Source organism: Thaumasiovibrio clandestinus (assembly GCF_047250365.1).
In the GTDB taxonomy this organism is placed as follows: Bacteria; Pseudomonadota; Gammaproteobacteria; order Enterobacterales; family Vibrionaceae; genus Thaumasiovibrio.
In genome coordinates this window covers 23144-39623 of sequence record NZ_JBLBVL010000006.1, presented here as the reverse complement: position 1 = coordinate 39623, position 16480 = coordinate 23144, and the positions used below count along the sequence as shown (strand labels likewise).

Below are 16480 nucleotides of genomic sequence, written 5' to 3'. Positions count from 1 at the left end.
GTTATAATCTTTGCCGATTAAATCCCTGCTATAACAGAGAGAACCCCCATGGGAAGAAGTTTTGAAGTCCGTAAGGCGTCAATGGCTAAGACGCAAGGCGCGAAAATTAAAGTGTACTCAAAGTACGGTAAAGAAATTTACGTAGCTGCAAAAAATGGTAGCCCTGATCCGGATATCAACCTTTCGTTAAAGCGCTTGATTGAAAAAGCAAAAAAAGATCAGGTTCCTTCTCACGTTATCGAAAAAGCGATTGATAAAGCGAGTGGTGCTGGTGGTGAAGACTATGAAACTGCACGCTATGAAGGCTTTGGCCCAGGTGGCTGTATGGTTATCGTCGATTGTTTGACCGATAATAACAACCGTACCTATATGGACGTTCGTCAGTGCTTTGTGAAAAACAATGCAAAGATTGGTGGTCCTGGCGCTGTTGGACATATGTTTGAGCACCAAGCTATTTTCGCTTTTAAAGGTGATGATGAAGAAGCGGTACTTGAAGCATTGATGATGGAAGACGTTGATGTGGCCGATATCGAGCTAGAAGATGGTGTTATCACTGTTTTTGCGCCGCATACTGAGTTCTTCAAAGCGAAGAATGCATTGGCACAAGCGTTTCCTGAGACAAAACTTGACCTTGAAGAGATCAGTTTTGTTCCTCAGAGCATGCATGCTATTAGCGGTGACGATGTTGCGTCGTTCGAAAAGTTCATGGATGCACTAGATGATTGTGATGACGTTCAGAACGTTTATCACAACGCAGAACTACCTGAGTAATTCTGCTGATTGAGAATAGCCGACATTGCGTCGGCTTTTTTATTATGCGCTCTGTTTTTCTTCAGACAGACGATACTCAACGATGTCTTCGATAGTCAGCACTGGCATATTGTGCTTTTTCGCAAAAGCGATGATCTCTGGGGTTCTTGCCATTGTCCCATCTTCATTTTGTACTTCACACAAAACACCAGCAGGGTTTAATCCCGCCAGCTGCATCATATCGGTAGTGCCTTCTGTGTGACCACGGCGAGTCAATACACCACCTTGACGTGCGCGAAGAGGAAATACGTGACCAGGACGAGCAAGATCTTCCGGGGCTGCGGTAGGGTTTATGGCGGTTTTTATCGTCGTTACACGATCGGCAGCCGAGACGCCTGTGGTTACACCAACTTTTGCTTCAATCGACACGGTAAATGCGGTTTGGTTTTGGCTGTTATTGTTTTTCACCATCGGTGGCAAATCAAGCTGCGTTGCTTGTTCGTCTGTTAAGCAAAGGCAAACAATGCCACTGCATTCGCGGATCATTAATGCCATTTGAGCTGCTGTCATCGACTCGGCAGAGTAGATTAGGTCGCCTTCGTTTTCGCGGTCTTCATCATCTAAAACTAAAACGCCCTGACCTTGCTGCAAAGCAGTAATACCAGCAGCAACGCGCTCTAACGGTGTACCAAACTCAGCTAATAATGAGTGGTGTTCTGGGTTCTGATTCATGGTAATTCCTCGTGTGTACCAGAATCAGGGCAATAAAGAAGTGGGCCTGCACAAGCTAAGCTTGTACAAACCAAAAGCACCAATAGAGAGTATTGGTGCTTTTTTACCCTCTCCCATCCGGACTATAACCGTCGGCTCTGGAATTTAACCAGATCTGCTGTCCTTTAATCGTGCGACTAAAGCGCTCGCGGGCTGATGGTTGTATAGCAAACCAATTACCGCCGGTGGGGAATTTCGCCCCGCCCTGAGAATAATTAAAACTAATAGTGAAGGTGAAGTGTATCGAAAACAGCCGTCAACTTATATTGTCTATGATCAATACACGGTATTGCATGGCTAATTATTAGGCATACGCCGTTTCTCGTTTGCTTTTAATCAGATTGAGTAGTGCGATTGTAATAATGATGGCCATCAGCGCAATACGGATGTAATTATCAAATAGCACCAGTGGTATCGCGCAGCAAAATAGAGTGGCTCTGGCGCCAATGCTTAACGATGTGACAAGTCGACCTTCTATAGCCCCAGCAAAAGCAATAATTAATGCGCTGGTAGCGAAAATTGCATAAATTAACTCCGCGAACGCGTGCTCGGTGTAAATTAGCCCAGAAAACGCCATCATTAATGGAATGATGAAAAACCCTTGTGCGAGCTTAAATGCCTGCACAGCAGATCGCATAGGAGGAGCACCAGCAATGCCAGCCCCAGCAAAAGCAGCAAGTGCAATGGGAGGGGTTACATTGGACGTTTGCGACAGCCAAAATACGATCATGTGAGCGGCCAATATGGATAAGCCAAGTTCGGTAAGGGCAGGTACCGCCATAATTGATAGAACAATATAGGCCGCTGTTACTGGTAATCCCATCCCAAGAATAATTGCAGCAACAGCAATTAAGGCCATTACTGACCAGAGATGCCCGCCGGAAAGGGTCATCAGGAACTGGGTAAATTGCAATCCAATACCGGTTTGACCAACAACCCCGACAACGATGCCTGCGGTTGCACAAGCAACAGAGATAGGTAACGCTAATAACGCGCCATCTTTAAGCCCTTGCAGTAGTAAGGCGAAAGAGATTCTACTGTGCTTACGGCACATGGCAGCAACTAGGATGGCAGCACAACCAGCAATACCAACCAACACTGGAGAATAGCTCATCAGCAACAGTGTGGTGATTAAGATGAGTGGTACAACAAAATGCCACCCTTGTTGAATAACCGTTCGCAGTGCTGCTACTTTATCCATGCCTTTTAAACCGAGTTTGCAAGCCATTAGATGCACATAGAGCAGTGTACAGGCAAAATAGAGCGTTGCTGGGGCAATGGAGACAAGTAAAATTTCACTATAGGGGATACCGGTAAACTGAGCCATAACAAATGCCCCAGCGCCCATAACGGGTGGCATAATCTGTCCACCTGTTGACGCTGCGGCTTCAATGCCAGCGGCTTGATCGGGGCGGTATCCCAGTTTTTTCATCATCGGAATAGTCAGAGCACCGGTGGTGACCGTGTTCGCTATCGCTGAACCTGAAATAGAGCCCAATGCTGCGGACGCAATAACGCTGGCTTTGGCTGGCCCACCACGATATTTACCGGCTACAGCGAAAGCGGCATCAATAAAAAATTGCCCCGCGCCGGTTACTTGTAAAAACGCACCGAACAGCACAAAAATAAAGACCACACCAGCGGCAATAGCTAGCGGAGCGCCGAAAACGCCGTTCGTCGAATAGATGTGAAAGCGAATAATTTCATCGAGCGCAAACCCTTTGCTGGCAACGGAGGCTGGCAGAAGGTCGCCAAACATGGCGTAAACAAGAAATGTACCAGCGATGATAACCATGACCAGACCCACGGTACGTCTTGTCGCTTCCAATAAAGCGATGACCATTATGCTGCCCGCTAAAATGTCCATCGTTGAGAGCCCATCTAGCAAGAACATGATGTCATCATAATCAAAGCGAATGATATGTTGGGTTGCCCAAAGCGTCGCGATGATTAAAGTTAAGTCTACTAATCTTGCGAGTAGGTAAGAGGGATAGGTCGATTTAGGTTGTATTAACGGTTTAGTGAAAAAGACTAAAATAAGTATCCAGCTTAAGTGTATTGGGCGGAAAAGTGTTGCGGATAAATTTGCAGTGACTCCCTGCCAGATCTGAAAAATCGAAAGCGCGATAGCCGCAACAGCGGCTATCGTGGTGATGGTATTGGTCAAACGCTCTATCTGGTTGTTTGCCGTTGTCATCCTTGACTCCTTAACTACTTTATAGTGCTTCATCCATGTACTTTTTTGAGCCGGGGTGCAAAGGAATACCTTGTAACTTATTCATGTTTTCAACGGTGGTAAATTTAGTCACGCTAATGGCTTGGCGAATTTGGTCAATATTCTCAAAAGCCACTTTTGTCATCTCATAAGCGAGCTCTTCATCTAAGTCAGCTTTCGTGACCAATACATTCCATACTGCTGGAGCAGTGAACGCTGGCACATTTCTGTATGCACCCCCTTCAACATCTAGACCTGCATAAGAAGGATTCGCAGCAATAATTTTCTCTAACTCAGCGGGTGTAAATGAGATAATTCGAATATCTCGGGTAAGAGCGAGCTCTGTAATAGCACCAACCCCAAGGCTACCAACGATTACACCGGCATCGATTTGACCGTTAGCAATCGCATTGGTTGTTGCTGTGTAGTTCAGGGCTTGGCCTTTTACATCACTCTCATTGATGCCTAGTGTTGCAAGAATATTTAGTGCACTAACGCGAGTACCTGAACCTGGTGCGCCTAAGGAGACGCGCTTGCCTTTCAAATCACTGACAGATTGGATATCAGATTTTGCTGGTACAATAAATTGAACCACATTTGGATATAGAGCAAACAGTACCGACACATTCATTTTATGTGGGAATGGTTCTGTGCCAGAATAGGCTTGCTGTACAACGTTGCCCATTGCAATGCCGGTCAATTGGTTATTGGTTGAGACTTTAATGACATTTTCAACAGATGCAGCGGTAACTTCAGCTCGCATGTTGAAATCATCGATATTTTCACTCCAGATTTTTGCTAACAAGCCACCGAGTGGGTAGTACGTACCGCTTTGGCTACCTGTACCTATGGTGTAATTATTAGCTAATGCCGGCAGTGATAGCGTTAACAGCAGGGCTATCAGTCCTTTTTTGATTGATAAATACATGCGCTCATTTCCTTATTTGTCTTATAATGCATACGGTGATGTAATCGTTACTTGCTGTTATGAATGTGTTAAGTATAAATTGCAAGTGTTTTTTACAAAACTGAGAGCTTCGTGTTGCACTGGTGTAGTTAAATTGTCATGTGTTCTTCATGTTATTTCACATTTGAATCATTACAATTTAGGGGAATGAATACACTGAATCAGAGTCGATTAAATGTAGATAGGCGCGACGGAAATTGTCATAGAGAACGGTATTTAAATTTTCCGTCATGGTAGATATGCAATTTCTTCAGTGCAAGAAGGGCAATAAATGAGAAAAATAGTTGATTATAAACATCGTTTCATTGGGCGGGTGAATAATATAGCGGGAGTATGCCGTGTTCGTTTATTTCGCCATGATGCAACACAGCAAGTTGTAGGTGTGTGTTCACATTTGGTAGAAAATAGATATAGCCCATGTTTGAGTAAAAATTTGCCGGCGATCGTTCAGCAAGTAGAAAGTAAATATGAATCCGCAATAAATAAGCAACATATTCTCTGGTTAGAGCATCATCCGGCTGATATTGGGCCTGTTTATGGGGAAGATATTGTTGATCTTGTGTCTGAGACCGATGCAGCAATGCCCCTTTGGCAACGTTTGGATGAAGGGCAATTGGAAAAAGTAACCGGCTTAACATTTAAGCATTTTCGTTGTTAACACGATTTGTTGGCCTGATTTTAAACCTAGCCAACAGTAGTGCGATACATTTTCGAAGCTGCTAATCAAGAAGTCGCCATAGATAAAGTGTTAAGTAGCTTCGCCACGGCGAGGCTAAATCAGGGTTGAATTTATCAAAGTCTGGTAGTTTGCTGAGTGCTTTTTTGACCCCAAGATCGCCTGACAGATAGATGTCAGGATTGCTATCACCGCGAAGTTTTAAATAGTTAATCGTCCAAGGTCCAATTCCACGAATGTTAATAAGATAGTCTGAATCGATGAGGCTATTTTTTTGCGCATAGCGAGTAAATTCTAGCAGCGTTTCTTTTCGTCTTTGTGGCATACCCAATGTATTAATTAAGGCCTCGTTAACCTGTGACGGAGTGGGGAAGTAGCGCCGTTCTTCAGTATTGCGTGGATGACTAGCGATGATTTTTTCGGTAAGGTTTCTAGCCGCTTTAATGGAGACTTGTTGCCCTACAATGGCACGAATACCTGCTTCATATGGAGACCAAATCCCGGGAAGGCGCATACCATTTAATTCAATAGGGGCCTGTATCGCTTGTGATAAGGCAGCTTCAGCATTAATGATGTCAGTCTCTAAATCTAAACAACGTTGAATATTCTTGACCACAAGGGCAAGATTATGTGAAGACGATGCTTTAATTACAACATCAAAGCCGTTTTTTTCCGGCTGATGAGTAGCCGTAAATTCACCAATGTGATTATCGCAATTAAATGTTCGACCGTACGCGTTATCATCGACCCATTCAAGCCCATCGATCGCGCGATGTTGATAAAAATCACGAATAGAGGTCCAATCGTAAGGTGGATGGTATGTAAGGAAAAACGTTGAAGTGAAAGGTTGTCTATTCATGTCATCACCGTATATTGAATTTCATTTAGAATTGTATATCAACATAGGGCATTGACCGCAAGAAAAGCGAGCAGAGCCAGTGTGTGCTGACCCTGCCAATAGCCTAGAAAGATGACTGCCGTAAGAATCGGGGGTTATTTAACGATAAGGTAAAGGTGCAGTGCTATGCAAGGCAGCAAAAAAATAAAAAGGGTAATATTCTTTATTATCATGATAATACGAGTATGAAAAGCAATGACGTCCGCTTTACTTAACAACCTAAAATGTGCGTGGAGCCGATAGATCCATGATGGTGAAAACCGACAAACCATAAACCAAAAATAGACACACATACTGCTAATGATACTAATAACCGCAAGTACTAACCGAAGAAATTCCATCGCACAACCTCGTCACATTTGAGCAGTGTTAGAGTAGCGTATCTACGTTCGTAGGAGTGCTAACTAGATCTAAACTTGATAATCGATATCAGAAAAAATAAATATTTTGTGTGATTCTCTTCGTGCACTCACACTATGCGTTGATATTGTTGTGTTTTCAATAATGCGTGGTTAAGTTTATTATATGCGCAAATATAAGGAGATAAATGTCGTGTTAAGAATAATACTATCCATGCTGTGCCTATTGCCTTTCCTATTTCCGGTGCATGCTAATGATATCTCGGAGATGTTAATTGAAAAACCGTGGTCTAAAGAAGTTCCTCCAAGTAGTAACGTGACGGCGGGATTTTTTGTAATTGAAAACCTATCAGGGCAAGATGACAAGCTATTGTCTGCATCGTCACCAGTTGCAGGAAAAATGGAACTCCATGATCATACTCATGAGAACGGCATGATGAAGATGCGCCAAATAGATAGCATTGCGTTGCCTGCAGGTGAGCGCGTTGCATTACGACCGGGTTCTTTGCATTTAATGTTGTTTGATTTGAAAAAACACTCAGTAGATGGTGATGTAATTCCGGTGACATTGCAGTTTGAATCTGCCGCTGATATTGAAATAGAGCTTATTGTTGAAAGCGCGTTGTATCAACCGTAGCAGTAACGAATTAATCCAGTGCGCTTATATCATCGTGAAAACCAGAGAAAAACTGCATATTATGTGGCTTCTTTGTATTGTTGGGTTAGAAAGCGACTGTCAACGTCACGGTGACTATTATTTGAATTCAGTCTGCACTACTATGGGGAAGCAAGCTGCGACTAAAAAAGAGAGCATTGGGAGGCTAAATGAAATTATCGCTGTTTCAGAGATTGTATAAGGCGGTGGTTGAGCCTGAACCTGATATTGAACCATTAAATAATGAGTCGGTCCCGACTCCCATATTGTGGCTGTTGGGCAAATCTGGTGCAGGTAAGTCGAGCCTAATTCAAGCACTAACCTCCGACAGTGATATCGAAGTTGGCAATGGCTATCAACCGTGTACAAAAACAGCGCAACGTTATTTGTTTCCACCGACGCGCCCATTGGTCGGTTTTCTTGATAGCCGCGGGCTTGATGAAGCTGATTATGATCCTGCCGAAGATATCGCCTACTGTTTGAATCAAAGCCACGCTGTCGTCGTGGTAGTCGCGCTAGATGATCCAGAACAAAGCAGTGTTATTGAGGCGTTAAAACAGATCGCTAAGCAGATACACGCTTCGCAATGCCTTTTAGTGTTTAGCCGCAAAAGTCATATTAAATCGACAGATATTGAAAAGTCATCGCTGTTTATTGCAGAAGCGATAAAGCAGAACACGGGGCTCGATATTCCATGGGTTTGCTATGACCGTTTTAATCAAGACGATATCGAAAATGTAAAAGTGGCACTGTCAGAACGTTTACCCGAATTACATCTTTGGCTTATGAATAGTCAGGCCAAAGATGCCGAGAGCCGCCAATTCCAACGGGTTCGTAGTGATGTTTTATGGTATGCCGGCGCCGCCGCTGCCAGCGATACACTTCCCGGCGTCGGTTTAATCTCAGTACCTACCGTGCAGGGCAAGTTGCTACATACACTTGGGCGCAAATATGACGTTGAGTGGGATAAAGCCAAATTGGCCTCTTTCTCTTCTGCATTAGGTGTGGGAATGTTACTTCGTTATGGTGGGCAGTTTGGTGGGCGTCAATTGACTAAGCTTATTCCTTGGGTTGGGCAGACCGTAGGTAGTGCGACAGCCGCAGTGATTAGCTTTTCTACGACGTACGCACTTGGACGTGTTGCGTGTTATTTTCTCTACCAAGAGAAAAATCAGTTGCCTGTCGATCCGGAAAGTTTGCAATTACTTTATAAGCAAGCATTAACGGATGCGCATAATGAAAGAGGAAAATCGTGAAAAAAGGCTTATTTTGGCATTGGTTACCACAAATGAAATATGCGCTGCTTTTAGTGTGGTTGGTGCCTATCGCGGCCTTGGCACTTTTTGGCAGTATATGGTTATGGCAACATCAATATTGGTGGCCATTTATTATTGCTATTTCGATCCTCTCTCTACTGACATTTTTGGTCAATAAAGGGTTAACTGCATTCAGTGAAAACCTGCAGCAACCCATTAAAGACGCTGACTCATCGTGGGGAGAGAAAGAGCAACAGATATGGCAACAATTGGTCCTGCAGCTAAATGAGCAACCAGAGCCGGAATGGTCCGCGTTATACCGTAGTGCGACTCAACAGTTTAGAATTGTGGCTGATTACTATTACCCAGAGAACTCATCTGCGGCATTTGCGTTTACAATTCCAGAAGCGCTGCAAATTAATGAAGAGGTGAGTCGCCGTTATCGCCAGCTCGTTAAAACTCACTTGCCGTTGGCAGATCAGATTCGAATTGATCAGATCATTAATGCATACCAATATAAAGGTCAGTTACAGACGCAATTGCGATGGGCGAAAACAGGCTATCGAATCGCGAGATTTGTGAACCCCCTTAATGCGTTATTGGCAGAAGTGCGCGGCTATTTGGTCGGTAACGTCGTAGACGAAACAAGCCGACATTTGCAGTATAAAGCGAAACGGCTATTACTAGAGCAGGCTGGGTCTGTTGCGATTGACCTCTACAGTGGTCGATGGCGGCCAGACAATAGTCTTTCACCACTGGGTGCTGAGCCAATTGGAACCCCCAAAGTCGCGGTATTGGGTCAGATCAATGCAGGTAAGTCATCATTAATAAACCAAATCATGGGGCAAACTGTTGCAGAACATGATGCGTTGCCTGCGACTGATGAGGTTCAGGCGTATAGCATCAATTACGATGATGAGAATCGTTTGATGTTGCTCGATCACCCTGGAACGACAATGGCAGGGCTTGCACAGGCAGTGAAGTCAGCAACGGATGCGGATGTGATTGTGTGGGTCATTAAAGCGACGCAGCCTGCAAGGAAGGTCGATGTTAGCTTTTTACGCGCGTTAAGAGACTTTTATGTCACGCATAAAGAGCGACGCATGCCACCAGTGATTGTCGTTATTACGCATATTGACCTGCTCGGTCCGAGTGAGCCTTTAGATAGCTTGAACTTTTCTCATCCCGAATCCACTAAGGCAGAGATGGTGGTGGATTTGGTGACATATCTGAAGCAGACGCTGCCTTTTGCTGATGAAACATGGTGGATACCTGTTTGTACGCAGTCGCCTGAGCAATTTAATATTGATACGGTGGAAGGGGCGTTGATCGAGCGATTAGATGAAGCCAACCTTGTACAGATGAACCGACGCCGATATGGGCGTAATCAACTTTCGTTTCGGCAAGAGTGGCAGAAAGCCAAAGCGCTGGGCAAAGTGGTATTTAAGCAAGTATGGGCAGATGAAAAAAAAGATTAAACAGGTGGGAGATCCCATTTTAACGTTAGTGGCAAAGCACGTTGATGATGTTACGCAAGTTCACGCTTTAATCAACGAAATGCGCCATGCTATGACCATGGCAGAAGGTGTTGGTATTGCTGCTCCTCAATTAGGCGTCTCACTGCGTATTATGATTGTCGGATCAGCACCTAATTCGCGTTATCCTGATGCGCCATTAATGGCTCCGATCACAATGATAAACCCGATAATTTTGCATACTGGGTTAGATAAAGCGAATGATTGGGAAGGTTGTTTGAGTGTTGCGGGACGTCGGGGGCTAGTGCCTCGGTTTACTCATATCGACGTTGAGTACTTAGATGAGAATAGTCAGATACAGCGCGCGAAGTTTGATGGGTTTATTGCCCGAATATTTCAGCATGAATTAGATCACTTGAATGGTATGACTTTTCTCGATCGAGCGATAGAGGTGGTAGATATCAGCTGATGACGATCTATGTTTGCGAGTAACACGCCAAAGATGTTAATCGTGTAGGAATAACTAGGTAGATTTTCATCTTGATATTAAAGAGTTAAAGGATTAACGGAACGTATGACAAAGGATGTGTTATGCAAAATTGGATATCAAAGAAAGCGCGAAAAGTCGCGGTGCAACTTATTGGGGTCTCTCTATTTGCTTGGGCGGGATCAATGGGGGTGGTAAATCATGAGAGTCAAATATTATCGATTCTAGGTTTAGCCATTTTCTTTTATGGCTTTGCAATGAAAGCTGAAGTGGCATCAGATGACGATAATCATTGAAAATATAAATTTCACTAAGTGAATCTATATTAGATTATTCGTGCTTAGGAAGTGCCTGGTATTGGCCTGATTGATGATAAGTGGTAGCGTGATTATTGACGTTTTTTTGTACTAAAGTAATGCTGCAAGACTTTGTGGTATTAGATAATCTGACTGCATGTCAGAAATATGAATGAAAACAGGGAATAACCGATTGATATTTTTATTTCCAGCCGTCAATATACTCATATATATATCTTCGTTAATACGATGAATTTTTTGCAAGTGAGGAAGTATGGCAATTAAGAAATCACTACTGGCGCTAACGCTGTTGGCTGTTAGTGCTCCATCAATGGCTTTTTTGGGCCTGTCGGTTGGCGCAAACGCTGGTGCAGCAAGATTAAGTGGTAGTGGCAGCAATCAATATGGCTACGAATATGGTATTAACGCTAGCTACAGTGTTGCACCATTTATTAGTATCAGTTCTGGTTATACATCAGGTGAAGGTAAAGTAGAAACTGATTTTACCACTGGAAAGCAAACCGTGAAATACACATCGATTCCAGTTCAAGCTCGTATTGATATTCCACTGATCATTGGTGATATCTACGCTAAAGCTGGTGCTAACTACTACGATGTTGACCACTTCAATACTAACGACAGCGGTTGGGGCATGACTGCTGGCGCAGGTGTTGCCTTTACAATGATTCCGTTCATTGACCTAGCCGTTGGCTATGAATACCGTGAGATGGGCAAGCTAACGACAGACTCTGTTGTATTTAGTGCAGGCCTAAGCTTCTAAGCATACGTTAAATCGCAAATTGATAAGCACAGTCATTGGACTGTGCTTTTTTTGTCTGGTTTTTTTAATTGCGCTTTGATGGGCTTGGGTTAGAATTGCTCGATAATTCCTGGACACAAAGAGCAAATAGTATGCATGAAGAGATCATTGAAGTAGAGGCAGAGCCCATCGTTGTGGATAGTTTGCCAATTGAGCTCTACAAAGCGTTGAAAATTGCCAATGTCGTCTCTGGAGGCGGAGAGGCAAAGTTTGTTATCGCGGAAGGCTACGTTGCGGTAAACGGTGAACTGGAACAGCGAAAACGACGCAAGCTAAATGATGGCGATGTTATTGAGTTTAATGGTGAGTTTTATGTTGTTGACTATCAGGAAAAATCGGTCGAGGCACTGGAAGCAGAGGCGGCCATAAAGGCGCAGCAGGAAGCCCTTAAGTCGACTGTCAGCAAACCAAAAGCAAAGAAAAAAAACGGACCTAGCACCGAACAGAAAAAAACCAAACGAGATAAAAGAGACAGCACAACGGGTAGAAAATCGATCAGCTTCTAATTGGATTGATCGAAAACTTTGCCGATGTAGGCCATACTTGATAGCGATAGCAGGTATGTTGAGGTGTGTATGTTTTTAAAAGATACGAAAAATGGTGATCTTTTTGACGTGGTGGATATGACATCACTCACTAACCCTTTTTCACGCCAAGTTGTGGTTCAACCACAAGCTGGAGAAGATTTATCCGACCCAGTCAGTATGGATAAATCTGAGTTGGTGTTTCCTTCTGGTGAGGGGCTACCAGAGTGTTGGCGAAACGGTCATTACCGTTACTAATCAAATTACTACTATAGCCAACAGCCTTTTGTTGTTGGCTTATCGAATTTATGAGAGAGAACATGTCTGACGATATCATGACAGGAGAAATGTTGATTGAGGTGGTGGAGAACCAACTGGCGGATGGTCACCCAATCAAAGTGAAGGAAACCTTGATGCGCTTGATGATGACCGGACACTCGCGTGAGGATGCATTGGCGTTTATCGCCTCAGCGCTGGCAATTGAAGTCTTTGATGTGATGAAAAATGGCGCAACGTTTGATGAAAAGCGCTACGCTGAAAACTTAGCAATGTTACCAGCCATGCCTTGGCAAGATGATCTCGACTAACGTATTTGCGTTAAATTAACAAAGAAACGCGTTACGATGTGTGCGGTCTCCTTTGTTGGTGCCGCCACTCATCATCCTCTCCAAATAGGTGACTATAAATTACCTATTCCTGTTCAATTTACGCATCTCACCATTGCCCCTTAATGCGCCCTGAACTCGCTATTTCGTCGTTTTGCGCTTAATCAGCTTAGCTGGCACCATCATTTTAACGATACCGTTATTTTTATTATGTATTTGATCAAATATGATTTTGACAGATTCGCGTGCGAGACGGCGAAAGTCTTGGCGAAAGGTGGTTAATTGGTAACTTAACCATTCGGTTTGTGGAATATTGTCAAAGCCAATAACGCTCAGATCCTCTGGAATACGCAGGCCATACTCTATGCGAGCGACATCCATTACGGCCATGGCGAGGTTATCAGTGGCACAAAAAACCGCGTCAGGACGATGGTCTTCTGCGAGCATTTTGCGTATTTCATCTTGTGAATCTGCATAATCGTAAGTAGCTTGAATTATACGTGGTCGATTGCCGGTTAATTCTTCAAATTCAGAGCAGAAGCCACTTTGGCGTTCTTCATTAGTAAGCGTTGGTACTTCACCAGTTAGGTAAGCCGCATTGGTAATGCCACTTTCACACAATAGCTGTGCAGCTTGTTGACCCGCTTCGTAGTTATCACTGATCACATAGCTACTCTGGGTGCCGCCAGTCACGCGAGCATATTGAACGACAGGAATATTAAACTCTTCGCACTCTTCATAGAGAGATTTATTAAAGGTCGCAGAGGCGGCAATCACACCATCAACACGGTACCGGAAAATATTAGGGATAGAGTGGTTGTCACTGTCATCCACTTGCCATGGAATCAATACTGCAGAATACCCTTTATCTTGTAATTCACTTGAGATCAATTGCAGGGTTTTCATGTGGATAGGGTAGTCAGCATCAGGAAAGACCAACCCAATTAGCTTAGACTCATTGGTGGTTAGACTGCGTGCGAAAGCATTGGGGCGATAGTTAAGCGTTTTTGCTGCTTCAAATACTTTCTGTTTTGTCTTTTCAGAGACAGAGCTTCCAGCGACAAAAACACGTGACACAGTTGATTGAGATACGCCGGCCAGTTTTGCGACGTCCTTTGATGTTATCGTTTGTTTTTCAGGATGCATGTGTGTTGATTCTTAGTCAAAAAGCTTTGCCTAGAGTAGCATAAATTGCTACGTAGTCATATTTACTATCGCTTAATTAGCCGGTTAAACGGCGAAATTACAGGGGTTATCAAAGCGCTTTGGGTTGTACCCAAAAAAAGCCCTACTCGGAAGTAGGGCTTAATGGATAAGCGGTTCTAATTATTAGTTAAGCAAAGTGATAAATGGCTTAACTTGTGAAATTAGAAGATGTAGCGAACGCCAGCAGCAAATTGATTGTCAGCATTTTGGTTTGCGCTACCTTTGTCGCTACCTTTATCAAACTGATATTCTGCCCATACAAACAAGGTATTCTTCTCTAGGTGGTACTCAATACCAGGAATAATCAGTTGACGCTCATAAGCTTCAGCGCGTCCATCAGTATCCGTTAGGTAGTTGATGTTAAGCGTTGGGCGAAGGCCAGATTGCTCAAAGTGGTAGTAGGTGTAGAACTCAGTACCGCGGTGATCATAGAAGTTTGCTTCGTTCGTTACTTCCCAGTTTGAACCGTGGCTGTAGGTTAGGCCTGCGTAGAAGTTACTCTTTGAGTAGTTAACTCCAACAAGCGCGATGCGAGCTGTGTCGCCCTCGTTGATGTTAGTGTTACCATCGAAATCAGTCAGTTCGTTTTGGTGATAAGCAAGACCAATTGTCATGCCATCCATCACGCGATACGTCGCTGATGCACCAAGGCCGTTCTTCATTGTTGCGGTAACGTCATTCGCTAAGCCAACATCGCTACGTGTGGTTTGGTAAGTGAAACCATACTTAAGGTCGTCATTAATCTTGTTACGGTAAGTAATTGAGTTAGAGGCACGGCCTGAACCCGAGTTGATGCCCCAGTCGCTTAGGTTGTAAACACCTGAACCACGCGTACCGAAGACACGACCCATATCGGTGAACCATGCGACATCGTAGAAAGTACTCCACTGCTTTGTACCAGCAGCAACTTTACCGTAGGTGTCGTGCTCTACGCCGACATAAAGGAGACGATCATAAATGTTTGAGCCGTTAGCGCCAGAGTTATAGCCCCATTCTGCATGACCAAAGCCTGTCCAACCATTGTCTAGGTTTTTAAGTCCTTTTAGGCCAAAACGTGAGCTGCCGCTATTCCATTCGCCTTGATGCTCATCGCCTTTATCTTGATAACGGATATCGAAACGGCCATCAAGGGTTAGTGAATCACCGTTGTCATTCACAAAGGTGTGTGCTGCCATTGCTGCACTCGATGTTGTTGCCGCCAAGACCAGCAGCGTTAATACAGATTTTTTCATAATATACTCTTTCGCCGATTAAAATAGGGCATGCTTAACCCTCAGAGCGAGTCTGATCAGCGTGTTTAAAAAAGGTGAGGGGTATAAAAGAGCCTTAGGTCAATTGCACTAAGGCTCTGAAATTGCAGTACGCCGACGTAAACATAGAAGGCATGCTGGTCATTACATCAGAGGGATGTAATTATAGGTTTGGGTTCAAGATCTGTTGTGTGCGTTCAAAAACGTCGAGACCTTGTTGCTTCAACCAGTATGGTAGGTCGATAAGTACCCAGTTTTCAGATAGCTTGTCACCGTCACGGTAGTAAACGTCAACCACTTGCATGTCAGCACGTACTTCGCCGCCAGTCATGCCTAGGAAGCCACCTGTTGGGGTGTTTGATAGGTTTGGCCAGCCAAAGAAACAAGAGAAGTTACCTTCAGCAAAACGACAAACGTGGCCGTTAAACTTCTTGTCTTTTAGGTTGTTACGGAACGGCAGTTGGTGCTGCTGCTGGTAACGAGGGATAGTGTACGATGCACCGATACCACATGGGCCGTACCAGATCATGTCTTTTGACCAGCTCTTTTCAAGAACTTCTGGTGGGCAACCCATCGCGCCGCTGTCGTTAAGAGCAGATAGGTCATCAACCATCTTGTTAACAAGAGCCAGTGTCGCAACACCTTCTTCTGGCGCAGCATCTTCAAACAGTAGACCGTCGTGGTTACGTGGGCCAGGGTAAACGAAGTGCTTACCCGTTGAAGGAGGTAGTGGGTAACAACCCGCTTGATCCATCATGCCGAGAAGGTCTAGGAAAAGACCAGTTTTCGTGATCTTGCCATCAACAACACAGTTAAATTCTGCGTAGCGAACGTTCATGATTTTACCAGTAGGGCGCATGCCTAGGAATTCAGCGTCTAGAAGACCCATGAAGTGACCCATGCTCATAACCCACGTTTCGCCAGCAGTAACTTCGTTCTCACCGCCGATAAAGATGTCTTGACGACGCTGCATGCGAGTCATTGACTTCATTAGTGGAGACCAGAAAACGTCAGCGGCTGCTTGTGCGCCTTCTTGTTCACGGAATGGGTAAACGCCACGCCACAGGTAATCTTCAGAGGTGTGTTGTTTTAGAACTTCTGCAACGTTTTCGTGAGTTGCGTTTTCCATTGCGTCGAAGTAGTTACGTACAACGCGTTTCGCTTCTTGATACTTGCTCATAGTGCAAATCCTATCTTATTTGATCTCAACAGAACTTGGTCTGTTGGTGATAATGGTTGCAGGCTTCGTCTTCGCGAAGCCTAAAAATAA

General features: G+C 44.2%; 19 protein-coding genes and 1 riboswitch. Of the genes, 11 read left to right on the top strand and 8 right to left on the bottom strand.

The genetic code is table 11. The annotated features are described in order from the left end of the window. The first annotated feature begins 48 nt into the window (after positions 1-48). On the top strand, positions 49-771 hold the full coding sequence (locus tag ACKLNH_RS10370) for a YebC/PmpR family DNA-binding transcriptional regulator (RefSeq protein WP_413112187.1): 723 nt from the start codon (positions 49-51) through the stop codon (positions 769-771). A 42-nt stretch (positions 772-813) separates the two neighbouring features. On the opposite strand, the gene ribB is transcribed toward ACKLNH_RS10370, so the two are convergent. The 3 genes from ribB to ACKLNH_RS10355 all read right to left on the bottom strand — a co-directional run bounded on the left by ribB (position 814) and on the right by ACKLNH_RS10355 (position 4664). Next, positions 814-1482 carry a 3,4-dihydroxy-2-butanone-4-phosphate synthase gene (gene ribB / locus ACKLNH_RS10365; RefSeq protein ID WP_413112186.1) on the bottom strand — a complete coding sequence of 223 codons (669 nt, stop codon included), beginning with the start codon at positions 1480-1482 and terminating at the stop codon, positions 814-816. 101 nt (positions 1483-1583) lie between these two features. Further along, positions 1584-1738, bottom strand: a riboswitch (FMN riboswitch). 87 nt (positions 1739-1825) lie between these two features. Next, positions 1826-3718, bottom strand: coding sequence for a TRAP transporter permease (locus ACKLNH_RS10360; protein ID WP_413112185.1), 1893 nt, complete (start codon positions 3716-3718; stop codon positions 1826-1828). 19 nt (positions 3719-3737) lie between these two features. Continuing rightward, on the bottom strand, positions 3738-4664 hold the full coding sequence (locus tag ACKLNH_RS10355; protein WP_413112184.1) for a TAXI family TRAP transporter solute-binding subunit: 927 nt from the start codon (positions 4662-4664) through the stop codon (positions 3738-3740). Positions 4665-4974: 310 nt separating this feature from the next. On the opposite strand from ACKLNH_RS10355, the gene ACKLNH_RS10350 reads away from it, so the two are divergent. Next, positions 4975-5361, top strand: coding sequence for a hypothetical protein (locus ACKLNH_RS10350; protein ID WP_413112183.1), 387 nt, complete (start codon positions 4975-4977; stop codon positions 5359-5361). 61 nt (positions 5362-5422) lie between these two features. On the opposite strand, the gene ACKLNH_RS10345 is transcribed toward ACKLNH_RS10350, so the two are convergent. Together ACKLNH_RS10345 and ACKLNH_RS10340 are read right to left on the bottom strand one after the other, a co-directional pair. Continuing rightward, entirely contained in the window at positions 5423-6238 is an 816-nt protein-coding gene (locus tag ACKLNH_RS10345; protein ID WP_413112182.1) for an AlkA N-terminal domain-containing protein, read from the bottom strand. Between the two features lie 134 nt (positions 6239-6372). After that, a complete protein-coding gene (locus ACKLNH_RS10340) occupies positions 6373-6618 on the bottom strand; it encodes a DUF6868 family protein (protein ID WP_413112181.1) in 246 nt (81 codons plus the stop codon). A 211-nt stretch (positions 6619-6829) separates the two neighbouring features. Between ACKLNH_RS10340 and ACKLNH_RS10335 the strand changes: the two genes are divergently transcribed. From ACKLNH_RS10335 to ACKLNH_RS10295, 9 genes are all read left to right on the top strand, one after another. Beyond that, complete coding sequence (locus tag ACKLNH_RS10335; protein ID WP_413112180.1) at positions 6830-7273, top strand: copper chaperone PCu(A)C; 444 nt, start codon at positions 6830-6832, stop codon at positions 7271-7273. 188 nt (positions 7274-7461) lie between these two features. Continuing rightward, positions 7462-8547 carry a YcjF family protein gene (locus ACKLNH_RS10330; protein ID WP_413112179.1) on the top strand — a complete coding sequence of 362 codons (1086 nt, stop codon included), beginning with the start codon at positions 7462-7464 and terminating at the stop codon, positions 8545-8547. Next, a complete protein-coding gene (locus ACKLNH_RS10325) occupies positions 8544-10025 on the top strand; it encodes a GTPase family protein (RefSeq protein WP_413112178.1) in 1482 nt (493 codons plus the stop codon). Before ACKLNH_RS10330 ends, ACKLNH_RS10325 begins: the two co-directional genes overlap by 4 nt. Continuing rightward, positions 10009-10491 carry a peptide deformylase gene (gene def, locus ACKLNH_RS10320; protein ID WP_413112177.1) on the top strand — a complete coding sequence of 161 codons (483 nt, stop codon included), beginning with the start codon at positions 10009-10011 and terminating at the stop codon, positions 10489-10491. Before ACKLNH_RS10325 ends, def begins: the two co-directional genes overlap by 17 nt. A 122-nt stretch (positions 10492-10613) precedes the next feature. Continuing rightward, complete coding sequence (locus ACKLNH_RS10315; protein WP_413112176.1) at positions 10614-10805, top strand: hypothetical protein; 192 nt, start codon at positions 10614-10616, stop codon at positions 10803-10805. Positions 10806-11079: 274 nt separating this feature from the next. Beyond that, positions 11080-11586 carry an outer membrane beta-barrel protein gene (locus ACKLNH_RS10310; RefSeq protein ID WP_413112175.1) on the top strand — a complete coding sequence of 169 codons (507 nt, stop codon included), beginning with the start codon at positions 11080-11082 and terminating at the stop codon, positions 11584-11586. A 131-nt stretch (positions 11587-11717) separates the two neighbouring features. Continuing rightward, positions 11718-12131, top strand: a complete 414-nt coding sequence (locus ACKLNH_RS10305; protein ID WP_413112174.1) for an RNA-binding S4 domain-containing protein — start codon at positions 11718-11720, stop codon at positions 12129-12131. Between the two features lie 69 nt (positions 12132-12200). Continuing rightward, positions 12201-12407 carry an acetyltransferase gene (locus ACKLNH_RS10300; RefSeq protein ID WP_413112173.1) on the top strand — a complete coding sequence of 69 codons (207 nt, stop codon included), beginning with the start codon at positions 12201-12203 and terminating at the stop codon, positions 12405-12407. Between the two features lie 62 nt (positions 12408-12469). Next, entirely contained in the window at positions 12470-12736 is a 267-nt protein-coding gene (locus ACKLNH_RS10295; RefSeq protein ID WP_413112172.1) for a hypothetical protein, read from the top strand. Positions 12737-12895: 159 nt separating this feature from the next. On the opposite strand, the gene ACKLNH_RS10290 is transcribed toward ACKLNH_RS10295, so the two are convergent. The 3 genes from ACKLNH_RS10290 to ACKLNH_RS10280 form a co-directional block, all read right to left on the bottom strand. Continuing rightward, on the bottom strand, positions 12896-13900 hold the full coding sequence (locus tag ACKLNH_RS10290; RefSeq protein WP_413112171.1) for a LacI family DNA-binding transcriptional regulator: 1005 nt from the start codon (positions 13898-13900) through the stop codon (positions 12896-12898). 221 nt (positions 13901-14121) lie between these two features. Next, positions 14122-15192: a porin gene (locus ACKLNH_RS10285; RefSeq protein WP_413112170.1), complete on the bottom strand. Its 1071-nt coding sequence runs from the start codon at positions 15190-15192 to the stop codon at positions 14122-14124. A gap of 181 nt (positions 15193-15373) precedes the next feature. Continuing rightward, a complete protein-coding gene (locus ACKLNH_RS10280; RefSeq protein WP_413112169.1) occupies positions 15374-16390 on the bottom strand; it encodes an ester cyclase in 1017 nt (338 codons plus the stop codon). Positions 16391-16480: the final 90 nt, after the last annotated feature.

Bases quoted from the DNA above. Each gene is read 5' to 3' on its own strand.
- ACKLNH_RS10370 (WP_413112187.1), top strand. From the start codon at position 49: ATGGGAAGAAGTTTTGAAGTCCGTAAGGCGTCAATGGCTAAGACGCAA.
- ribB (WP_413112186.1), bottom strand. From the start codon at position 1,482: ATGAATCAGAACCCAGAACACCACTCATTATTAGCTGAGTTTGGTACA.
- ACKLNH_RS10360 (WP_413112185.1), bottom strand. From the start codon at position 3,718: ATGACAACGGCAAACAACCAGATAGAGCGTTTGACCAATACCATCACC.
- ACKLNH_RS10355 (WP_413112184.1), bottom strand. From the start codon at position 4,664: ATGTATTTATCAATCAAAAAAGGACTGATAGCCCTGCTGTTAACGCTA.
- ACKLNH_RS10350 (WP_413112183.1), top strand. From the start codon at position 4,975: ATGAGAAAAATAGTTGATTATAAACATCGTTTCATTGGGCGGGTGAAT.
- ACKLNH_RS10345 (WP_413112182.1), bottom strand. From the start codon at position 6,238: ATGAATAGACAACCTTTCACTTCAACGTTTTTCCTTACATACCATCCA.
- ACKLNH_RS10340 (WP_413112181.1), bottom strand. From the start codon at position 6,618: ATGGAATTTCTTCGGTTAGTACTTGCGGTTATTAGTATCATTAGCAGT.
- ACKLNH_RS10330 (WP_413112179.1), top strand. From the start codon at position 7,462: ATGAAATTATCGCTGTTTCAGAGATTGTATAAGGCGGTGGTTGAGCCT.
- def (WP_413112177.1), top strand. From the start codon at position 10,009: ATGAAAAAAAAGATTAAACAGGTGGGAGATCCCATTTTAACGTTAGTG.
- ACKLNH_RS10315 (WP_413112176.1), top strand. From the start codon at position 10,614: ATGCAAAATTGGATATCAAAGAAAGCGCGAAAAGTCGCGGTGCAACTT.
- ACKLNH_RS10310 (WP_413112175.1), top strand. From the start codon at position 11,080: ATGGCAATTAAGAAATCACTACTGGCGCTAACGCTGTTGGCTGTTAGT.
- ACKLNH_RS10305 (WP_413112174.1), top strand. From the start codon at position 11,718: ATGCATGAAGAGATCATTGAAGTAGAGGCAGAGCCCATCGTTGTGGAT.
- ACKLNH_RS10300 (WP_413112173.1), top strand. From the start codon at position 12,201: ATGTTTTTAAAAGATACGAAAAATGGTGATCTTTTTGACGTGGTGGAT.
- ACKLNH_RS10295 (WP_413112172.1), top strand. From the start codon at position 12,470: ATGTCTGACGATATCATGACAGGAGAAATGTTGATTGAGGTGGTGGAG.
- ACKLNH_RS10290 (WP_413112171.1), bottom strand. From the start codon at position 13,900: ATGCATCCTGAAAAACAAACGATAACATCAAAGGACGTCGCAAAACTG.
- ACKLNH_RS10285 (WP_413112170.1), bottom strand. From the start codon at position 15,192: ATGAAAAAATCTGTATTAACGCTGCTGGTCTTGGCGGCAACAACATCG.
- ACKLNH_RS10280 (WP_413112169.1), bottom strand. From the start codon at position 16,390: ATGAGCAAGTATCAAGAAGCGAAACGCGTTGTACGTAACTACTTCGAC.